The following is a 633-nucleotide window of genomic DNA, read 5'->3' on the forward strand; positions in this document are numbered from 1 at the left end:
GGGATATCAGCCATTTTTTGATGCACCGATACAACTGGATTCGACCGCACCAATTTAATGGTGGGCTGCCACCGGCTCAGGCCGAGAAAAAACTTAACGTCGTGTCCGGGATCAGTTGACCACTACAATGGGATGTTAGCTTCTCTTCACTACCAAAATCTTGAGGTAGTGATGTCGGCCTAGGAACACTTGGTCCCCCCTCATCAACCTTAACCCCAAAACCACCATCCGGCGCCGAGCAACCCGGCTTATTCCCCCCGGACAATTCCCGCTCAACCCCAACGGATCCACCCACCCCGTCGGATTCGGCGTGTACCGATACGCGCTCAACCCGCCCGCCAGTTTCACCGGATCCGGCATCAGGCAGCCGCGAGCCGTTAAGGTCAATGGCCGTCAGCGCCCCGTCTTTTTCGCGGTGCTACTGCAGGCGACTGTTGTCCGGCAAGCGCAGGTGCTTCAAAGCCAGTGCCGCCGCTTCTACCGCCCCGAACACCTCGAAGCCGGCGGCTTCATCGCCCCCAATCGCCAGGGCGTGCGCCAGGAATTCCCGTTGCTTTCGCTGTCCATCGGCGTGGTGCACCTGCATCCAGAAGCCTGCGGGGAAATCGATGCCAGCCAGTTGGCGGAAATGGC

General features: G+C 59.4%; 1 protein-coding gene and 1 pseudogene. One reads left to right on the plus strand and one right to left on the minus strand.

The annotated features are described in order from the left end of the window. Positions 1-172 precede the first annotated feature (172 nt). A pseudogene (locus tag BVK86_RS30295) lies at positions 173-363 on the minus strand (RHS repeat-associated core domain-containing protein); the annotation flags it as partial. Here BVK86_RS30295 and BVK86_RS29940 point away from each other — a divergent pair. Then, the coding region (locus BVK86_RS29940; protein WP_167371527.1) for a hypothetical protein at positions 311-633 on the plus strand (323 nt) is incomplete at its 3' end. The pseudogene BVK86_RS30295 and the gene BVK86_RS29940 sit on opposite strands and share 53 nt — an antisense overlap.

The organism is Pseudomonas reinekei, from assembly GCF_001945365.1.
GTDB classification, from domain to species: domain Bacteria; phylum Pseudomonadota; class Gammaproteobacteria; order Pseudomonadales; family Pseudomonadaceae; genus Aquipseudomonas; species Aquipseudomonas reinekei.